The organism is Arthrobacter sp. 7Tela_A1, from assembly GCF_049311065.1.
GTDB lineage: Bacteria > Actinomycetota > Actinomycetes > Actinomycetales > Micrococcaceae > Arthrobacter_B.
Window position 1 is genome coordinate 1 of the sequence record NZ_JAXIOO010000064.1, and the last position, 7,665, is coordinate 7,665.

8 protein-coding genes are annotated in these 7,665 nt (G+C 67.3%); 3 read left to right on the forward strand and 5 right to left on the reverse strand.

The window, feature by feature from the left end; genetic code table 11:
- Positions 1 to 46: 46 nt before the first annotated feature.
- The 3 genes from TVB01_RS16265 to TVB01_RS16275 form a co-directional block, all read right to left on the reverse strand.
- Entirely contained in the window at positions 47 to 730 is a 684-nt protein-coding gene (locus tag TVB01_RS16265) for a histidine phosphatase family protein (protein WP_422456945.1), read from the reverse strand.
- Positions 731 to 782: 52 nt separating this feature from the next.
- Positions 783 to 1,655: a zinc metalloprotease HtpX gene (gene htpX, locus TVB01_RS16270; RefSeq protein WP_422456946.1), complete on the reverse strand. Its 873-nt coding sequence runs from the start codon at positions 1,653 to 1,655 to the stop codon at positions 783 to 785.
- 136 nt (positions 1,656 to 1,791) lie between these two features.
- Positions 1,792 to 3,063: an MFS transporter gene (locus tag TVB01_RS16275; RefSeq protein WP_422456947.1), complete on the reverse strand. Its 1,272-nt coding sequence runs from the start codon at positions 3,061 to 3,063 to the stop codon at positions 1,792 to 1,794.
- Between the two features lie 170 nt (positions 3,064 to 3,233).
- Between TVB01_RS16275 and TVB01_RS16280 the strand changes: the two genes are divergently transcribed.
- On the forward strand, positions 3,234 to 3,977 hold the full coding sequence (locus tag TVB01_RS16280; protein WP_422456948.1) for an MBL fold metallo-hydrolase: 744 nt from the start codon (positions 3,234 to 3,236) through the stop codon (positions 3,975 to 3,977).
- Here the strand turns inward: TVB01_RS16280 and TVB01_RS16285 are convergent.
- Positions 3,974 to 4,753: an esterase/lipase family protein gene (locus TVB01_RS16285; RefSeq protein WP_422456949.1), complete on the reverse strand. Its 780-nt coding sequence runs from the start codon at positions 4,751 to 4,753 to the stop codon at positions 3,974 to 3,976. The two genes, TVB01_RS16280 and TVB01_RS16285, sit on opposite strands and share 4 nt — an antisense overlap.
- Positions 4,750 to 5,508, reverse strand: a complete 759-nt coding sequence (locus tag TVB01_RS16290; protein WP_422456950.1) for an alpha/beta fold hydrolase — start codon at positions 5,506 to 5,508, stop codon at positions 4,750 to 4,752. Before TVB01_RS16290 ends, TVB01_RS16285 begins: the two co-directional genes overlap by 4 nt.
- Positions 5,509 to 5,611: 103 nt before the next feature.
- Between TVB01_RS16290 and TVB01_RS16295 the strand changes: the two genes are divergently transcribed.
- Complete coding sequence (locus tag TVB01_RS16295; protein WP_422456952.1) at positions 5,612 to 6,085, forward strand: Fur family transcriptional regulator; 474 nt, start codon at positions 5,612 to 5,614, stop codon at positions 6,083 to 6,085.
- 41 nt (positions 6,086 to 6,126) lie between these two features.
- Positions 6,127 to 7,617: a catalase gene (locus TVB01_RS16300; RefSeq protein WP_422456951.1), complete on the forward strand. Its 1,491-nt coding sequence runs from the start codon at positions 6,127 to 6,129 to the stop codon at positions 7,615 to 7,617.
- Positions 7,618 to 7,665 lie beyond the last annotated feature (48 nt).

Sequence of the window (7,665 nt, forward strand, 5' to 3'; positions counted from 1 at the left end):
CCCGGGGCGCGGCCCCCCCCCGTCGTTGTTTGTGGTTTCGGGGAAGTCAGGGGGCCAGTTCGACGTCGTCCGCTGCCGGGCCGTCGGTTTCCGGATCCTGCAGCGCCGCGCCGCCAACGGCTTCGCCCTGCCAGGTCAGCAGCTCCCAGGCGTGCCCGCGGGCCTCCGGCCTGGGCATGGTTTCCAGGACGACGATCCCGGTGTTGCTCAGAGAGTTTTCCACGATGAAGTCCGGCCCGACGTTCCTGGCCCGCAGTGTTGCCCAAGCCCGGATGATGGCCCCGTGGCTGAACACCACCGGGACGCCATGCCCCGCCCGCTGGAGTTCAGCGACCACCTCGTCGAAGCGGCCGATGGTTTCCTCGCCGTCCGGTCCGCCGCTCATCCGGACGGAGAGGTCGCCGTTCACCCAGGCGTAAACCGTCCGCAGGTAGGCCTGGATCGATTCCGGGTCGCCCCGCATTTCCAGGTTCCCGGCTGAGACTTCCCGCAAGCCCTCGCGTACTTCAATCGGCTGGGCCAGTGCGTCTGCCAACGGCTGCGCCGTCAGCTGCGTCCGGAGGAGGTTCGACGCGTAGACGGCACTGACCTGCTCGTGTCCCAGGGCCTTCGGGAGCGCTGCTGCCTGCGCCACCCCCAGCTCGGTCAGTCCGGGCCCGGGCGCGTCCGTGTCCAGCAGCCGTTGAATGTTCGACGGCGTCTGTCCGTGACGGACCAGAATCAGGCGCATCGCTGCTTTCCTTCCCAGTTGCCTGCCGCTGGTTTTCCGTGGTGCTCCACAGCTAGGAGCCGAGCGGCCGTCCGGCCATGTTTTCCAGGCGGCGAATCCGGTCAGCCATGGGCGGGTGGGTGGCCAGCAAGCCGCGGACACCGTTGCGGAAGGGATTGGCGATCATCAGGTGGGAGGTATTCACCAGTTTCTGGTCGGTGTTCGGCAGGGGCGCCTGCTGCGTACCACTCTCCAGCTTGCGAAGTGCCGAGGCGAGCGCCAGCGGATCATCGGTGAGCTTGGCACCGTCTTCATCGGCGTCGTACTCCCGGGTCCGGCCAATGGCCATCTGGATCAGGCTCGCCGCCAGCGGAGCGAGGATGGCCATGGCAATCATGGCCAGCGGATTGGCGTTGCGCCGGTCCCCGCCGCCGAAGAACAGCAGGAACTGGCCGAGGGACGTGATGACGCCGGCAATCGCTGCGGCAACGGAGGAGGTGAGGATGTCGCGGTTGTAGACATGCATGAGCTCATGGCCGAGTACCCCGCGCAGTTCGCGTTCGTTCAGCAGCTGCAGGATCCCCTGCGTGCAGCACACGGCGGAGTTCTGCGGGTTCCGTCCGGTCGCGAAGGCATTGGGTGCCATGGTCGGGGAAATGTAGAGCCTCGGCATCGGCTGGCCGGCCTTGGCGGAGAGCTCGCGGACAATCCGGTACATCTCCGGGGCCTGTGCTTCCGTCACCGGCACGGCGTGCATGGCGCGGATAGCCAGCTTGTCGCTGTTCCAGTAGCTGTACGCCGTCGTGGCCAGGCCAATGAGGAGGAAGATCCAGATAAACGCGGAGTTGCCCGTACCGCTGGAGAGCAGGCCGCCGATGCCCAGCAGCACGGCGAAGAGCACCCCGAAGAGGACTGCAGTCTTCAAACCGTTGAAATGTCGGTGCACGTGTACACGATCCTTCCTGGGCGGAAGGCCCCCGCCTCCCACGGGAGGGCAGGTCTAAAACCTTCCGCATTGACGTTTTCCGTAACCCTTAACGTATGTGCACCGCGCCCTGTTCCGCGCACCCTTCGAGGGTGGGTTACGGTTCCGGGTGCCGGGCGTCGTACCGTGCGAAAGCGGGCTGCAGCCGGGCCAGGACGACGACGGCGGCAACGCACGCCAGTCCCCCGGCCACAGCGGCCCATCCCTCCCCCAGGAACGATGCGTCAATGCCGGAGACCAGGTCCCCCAGCCGCGGCCCGCCCGCGCCCACCACCACGAAGACGCCCTGCAGCCTGCCGCGCATCTCATCGGGGGTAGCCGCCTGCAGGATCGTGGAGCGGAAGACACCGCTGATCGAGTCGGCGATCCCCGCAGCTCCCATGGCCAGCGCCGCCGGAAGGAGCCACGGGGAGACACCGCCGCCGTCGTGCTCTCCAGCGAGCACCACCACAATGCCGAAGGCGGCGACCGAGAGCCCCCAGGCCACCACCGACCACATCACGGCCAGCCCCTGCCGGCGCACCAGGCCCAGCGGGCCGGAGAAAAGCCCGGCAAGGAACGATCCCGCGGCGGTCGCTGCGAGCAGGATTCCCACCGTCTCGGCGCCGCCGCCGAGCATCAGCGCTCCGATGGCGGGCAGCAGCGCCCTGGGCTGGGCCAGGACCATGGCCGCCAGATCGACAATGAACGTCATCCGGATGTTCGGACGCGTGCCCAGGAAGGCAAAGCCTTCCAGCACGGATTTGAGACCGGCCTTCTGGACCTGCCCAACGGGCGGCATCGGCTTGAGCCGGTAGAGGGCCCACATGGCAGCAGTGAAGGTGACGACGTCGATCGTGTAGGTCCAGCCGTAGCCCACCTGGCCCACCAGCACGCCGGCAAGGAGTGGCCCGATGGCCATGGCCAGGCCGAAGGTGATCATGCTCAGGGCGTTGGCGGCGGGAAGGAGCTCGGGGCGGATCAGGCGCGGAATGATGGCGCTGCGGGCCGGGTGGTTGAGTCCGCCGGCCCCGGAGTTGATGGCCACGAGAACAAACAGCAGCCAGACGTTGTGCAGGCCCAGCCACGCCTGGACCGCGATTCCGATCGTGGTCAGCCACAGGACAACGGAGGAGAACAGTGCGACTTTCCGCCGGTCGTAGGCGTCCACCACCGAGCCGCCGTAGAGGCCGGCCAGGATCAGGGGTACCAGGCCCACCACGCCGAGCATGCCAACGTACAGGCTGGAGCGGGTCAGGTCGTAGACCTCCAGGCTCACTGCCACCAGGGTGAGCTGGGTTCCGATTGCGGAGAGTGCCGTTCCGGTCCAGAGCCGGCGGAAATCCGGGCTCTCACGCAGCGGGGTCAGGTCAGCGAGCAGTCTTGGCACCAGAGCAGTCTAAGCGAGCACAGTCCCCGGACCCGGCAGCTGCGCCGGGGGCGGCGCGGGGGAAGACGTGGATGGACGTCGACCGGGATGCCAGGGCCCGGGAAAACAAAAAGGAAGCATGCTTAGGGTATTCTGTTTCGCACCTCTCCCCCTATTTAAGGAGGCCCGCCATGCTGACCCGAGACGTTGCCGACGGCATCCACCTGATCCAGCACGCCTACACGAATGCTTACCTCGTCGAAGGCGGCGGCGAGGTCATGATTGTCGACACGGGCCTGCCTGCTGCCCAGCACGCGATTTCCAGTGCCGTGCGATCACTGGGCTACGGACCCGGTTCCGTCAGCGCCATTGTGCTGACGCACGGGCATTTCGACCACACCGGCACCGCCGCGAAGCTGCGCACGGAGTTCCGCGCCCCCATCCTGGCCCATCCGGCAGACCATTACATTGCTGCACATCCCTACCGGTACGCCCACGAACGGCCGCGGCTGGAATACCCGGTGCGCTTCCCCGCAGCCCTCCGCTGCCTTGGCGCCATGACCATGGCCGGGGCGCTGATGGTGCGGGGAGTGACCGATGTCCTGGAACTGGTTCCCGACTCCGGTGCCACCCTGCCCGGAGCTCCGGACCTGCTTGCGACCCCCGGCCACACCGCCGGGCATGTGGCCCTGCATTTTCCCGAGCGCGGTGCACTGATCTGCGGAGATGCACTGGTCACGCTGAATCCCTACACCGGCCGGACCGGACCGCAGATCGTCTCGGGAGCAGCTACGGCCAACAGTGCTGCCGCACTGGACTCTCTCCAGGTCCTGGCTGGCACCGGAGCTCCCCTGCTGCTGCCCGGACACGGAGACCCCTGGACCCAAGGTGCCGAGGCCGCCGTCGAACAGGCCCTGGCGAAGGGCGCCAGCTAGCTGTCGCTGCCGGCAGGGCCCGGCGGGGAACCGGCGCGGTCCAGCTCCTGCGCGACGATGCCGTGCAGTTCCGGGTCCGCGACCGGCCGGAAGTGGCCCATGGCGTCCAGGACGATGTTCCTCGCGCCGTCCAGGCCGCTGCCGCCGGGAATGTGCGGGTCAAAGGACGCATAGACAGAGGTGATCCGGGCGTTGACGTCCAGGCTCGCCATCAGCGTGCGCAGCCGCCGGTCCCGCGGGGAAAAGGCACGGATCGAGGGAACCAGGAAGAGACTGGCATAGGGCGAGCCGGAAAACGGGGTGTTCACTGCCACCATCCGGCTGACTCTGTGCGCCTGCTCGCCCAGCATCACCTGCTTGCCGATCAGGCCACCCTTGCTGTGGGCCACAATGGCCACCTGCGACAGGTCCTGGGCGGCGAGGTACTCCTCCACCCGGCGGGCCATGTCAGGCACGGACCCCCGGTTATAGCCCAGGGTCCGGACTGTGTGCACCGGGTGCCCCCGGGCGGAGAGGAACTCGGCCAGGGGCCTCAGGAACTGCCACGTCTCATAGACCCCGGGAAGCAGCAGGACCGGCTGGCGCAACTCCATCCCCTCCTCCGGGTGCAGGTAGGCGGCAGGATCCAGGCGGAACCAGAACCCCTGGATCTGCCAGCGGGCAACATAGGCATAGTCGGCAGCCCAGGCCGCCGCCAGCAGTGTCCTGCGGCGCAGCCACCCGCCCAGCCCGGCCCGGCGCCCGGCTCCGTGCTCCCCGGAAGGCCGCCGAGTCACCGGCTTGCCTCCCCCAGCCGATGCACCCAGGCTGCCGCCTCTTCCGGACGGTCCCACATCAGGACATGCGGCGCACCGGGAATCTCACCCAGCAGGATGCCGGGCCGGGCCTGGGCCAGCCGCAGCAGCCACGACGGGGGAACGATCGGGTCCCGGCCTCCGCGCAGGACCGCCACGGGGCATGCCACCCCAGCCAGGCGTTCCTCGAGCGGGTGCGGCATCATCCGCCGCAGGGTACGGAGGTACCAGCGGGGTCCTGCCCGAAGGTAGTCAGTGAACACGATGCGGTTCACGCCGGGACTCTCGTGCAGGGTGTCCTGGGCCAGGCGCAGGGCCTGCAGCAATACCTGCCGTTCCTTCCGGTTGACCGTTGGACCCAGCAGGAGCAGCGACGTGACGAGTTCCGGGGCAAGGCGGGCGGCCTCGACGACGACCTGGCAGCCCATGGAGTGCCCCACCAGCTGGGCCCGGCTGATCCCGGCAAGACGCAGCGCCCGGACCACGACCCCCGCGTAGCCCTCCATGGTCAATGGCTCCCGGGGGCGCGGCAGTCCGGCGTGGCCGGGCAGTTCCAGGCAGTGCACCCGGGCGCCGGCGGACAGCTCGGCGGCGAGGGGTTCGAAGTACCGCGCCGAGGCGCCGATGCCGTGGACCAGCACAATGTCCGGCCCGCCGGTGCCCGAGGTGCGCAGGCCGACGTCGTACTCTCCCACCGTGAGGCGCCTGACGTCAGGTTCCGCCGCCGCTTCGGGCATGTGCTTGTCTCCTTGGTCCTGCAGCCGATCCGGCCGTTGCCACCACCCTAACCGGCAAAGTTAGGCTCGACTTATTATGAATTACTCAGAATAAGTGCGTATGATGGATGGCATGACTTCACCAGCAGCCTCCACGGCAACCACTGACAAGTGGTCGGCCGAGCTGCGTGCGCACGGACGCCGGGTGACCAAGCAGCGCCTGGCCGTGCTGGATGCCGTCGACCACACTCCGCATGCGGGGGCGGAAGACGTCGCGGCAGCTGTCCGGTCCATCCTTCCGGACATCAGCCTCCAGTCCGTCTACGTGGTTCTGACCGACCTCACCGACACCGGACTCCTGCGCAGGATCGAGCCGCCGCATTCGCCGGCACGCTACGAGACCCGCGTGAATGACAACCACCACCATGCAATCTGCACCGGCTGCGGCCGGATCGAAGACGTGGACTGCGCCGTCGGGCACGCACCGTGCCTGACGCCCAGCGATACCCACGGCATGAATATCAAGATTGCAGATGTCCTGTACCAGGGGCTCTGCTCTGACTGCGCAGCAAAGGCGAGCGCAGCACAGACCACCTGATTCACTGCTTTACGACTCCACCCAAAGAAGAAAGAGAGAGAATGTCGAACTTCACCACCACCCAGACCGGCACTCCGGTTGCCAGCGACGCACACTCGCTGAGCCACGGAGCTGACGGCGCGGTTGTCCTCCACGACCGTTACCTGGTTGAGAAGCTTGCCCAGTTCAACCGGGAGCGCATCCCGGAGCGCATCGTGCACGCCAAGGGCGGCGGCGCGTTCGGCGAATTCACCGTCACCGAAGACGTTTCCAAGTACACCCGTGCAGCTGTTTTCCAGCCCGGCACCACCACGGAAACCGTGCAGCGTTTCTCCTCGGTTGCCGGCGAAATGGGCTCCCCCGATACCTGGCGCGACGTCCGCGGCTTCGCGCTGCGTTTCTACAGCTCCGAGGGCAACTACGACATCGTCGGCAACAACACCCCGGTGTTCTTCATCCGCGACGGCATCAAGTTCCCGGACTTCATCCACTCGCAGAAGCGCCTCCCGGGTTCCGGCCTGCGCGACGCCGACATGCAGTGGGATTTCTGGACCAACTCCCCCGAGTCCGCACACCAGGTCACGTACCTGATGGGCGACCGCGGCCTGCCGCGCTCCTGGCGTGAAATGCCCGGCTTCGGCTCCCACACCTACCAGTGGATCAACGCCGAGGGCGAGCGCTTCTGGGTCAAGTACCACTTCGTCTCCAACCAGGGCAACGTCGAAATGACCGGTGCCGAGGCTGAGAAGATCGCCGGTGCCGATGCCGACTACTACCGCCGCGACCTCTACGAGAACATCGCTGCCGGCAACTTCCCGTCCTGGGACCTCTTCGTCCAGGTCATGCCGTACGAAGATGCCAAGTCCTACCGGTTCAACCCGTTCGACCTGACCAAGGTCTGGCCGCACGCGGATTACCCGCTGATCAAGGTCGGCACGCACACGCTGAACCGCAACCCGGAGAACTTCTTCGCGCAGATCGAGCAGGTTGCCCTGTCTCCCGCGAACCTGGTCCCCGGCATTGCCGCTTCCCCGGACAAGATGCTGATGGCCCGCATCTTCTCCTACCCGGATGCACAGCGTTACCGTGTGGGCACCAACTACAACCAGCTGCCGGTGAACGCACCGAAGGCTCCGGTGAACAACTACTCGCAGGACGGCTACGGCCGCTTCTCGTTCAACTCCCCGGAGACCCCGGTCTACGCCCCGAACACCCTGGGCGGCCCCGTGGCCGACCCGGCACTCGCCGGCGAAGGCACCTGGGAAAACGACGGCGCGCTGGTGCGTTCCGCCGCTACCCTGCACCCCGAGGACAGCGATTTCGGCCAGGCCGGCACGCTGTACCGCGAGGTGTTCGACGACGCCGCCAAGGCCCGTTTCCTGGAAACCATCACCGGTGCAGTCTCCGGTGTGCAGCGCCCGCACATCCGCGAAGCTGCAATCCAGTACTGGACCAACGTTGACGCCGGGCTCGGCGCCAAGCTCCGCGCCAACCTCGCCGCCGGCGAGACCACGGCCAACGAGCAGGCCGAGTACGTAGGCGTCGCAGACTAGTCTGCCCGTCCTTACGGCTACGCAGGAGCGGCCGGTCCCTTCGGGGGC

Excerpts from the sequence above, each read along its gene's own strand:
- TVB01_RS16265 (WP_422456945.1), bottom strand. The coding sequence starts at position 730 with ATGCGCCTGATTCTGGTCCGTCACGGACAGACGCCGTCGAACATTCAA.
- TVB01_RS16280 (WP_422456948.1), top strand. The coding sequence starts at position 3,234 with ATGCTGACCCGAGACGTTGCCGACGGCATCCACCTGATCCAGCACGCC.
- TVB01_RS16290 (WP_422456950.1), bottom strand. The coding sequence starts at position 5,508 with ATGCCCGAAGCGGCGGCGGAACCTGACGTCAGGCGCCTCACGGTGGGA.
- TVB01_RS16295 (WP_422456952.1), top strand. The coding sequence starts at position 5,612 with ATGGATGGCATGACTTCACCAGCAGCCTCCACGGCAACCACTGACAAG.
- TVB01_RS16300 (WP_422456951.1), top strand. The coding sequence starts at position 6,127 with ATGTCGAACTTCACCACCACCCAGACCGGCACTCCGGTTGCCAGCGAC.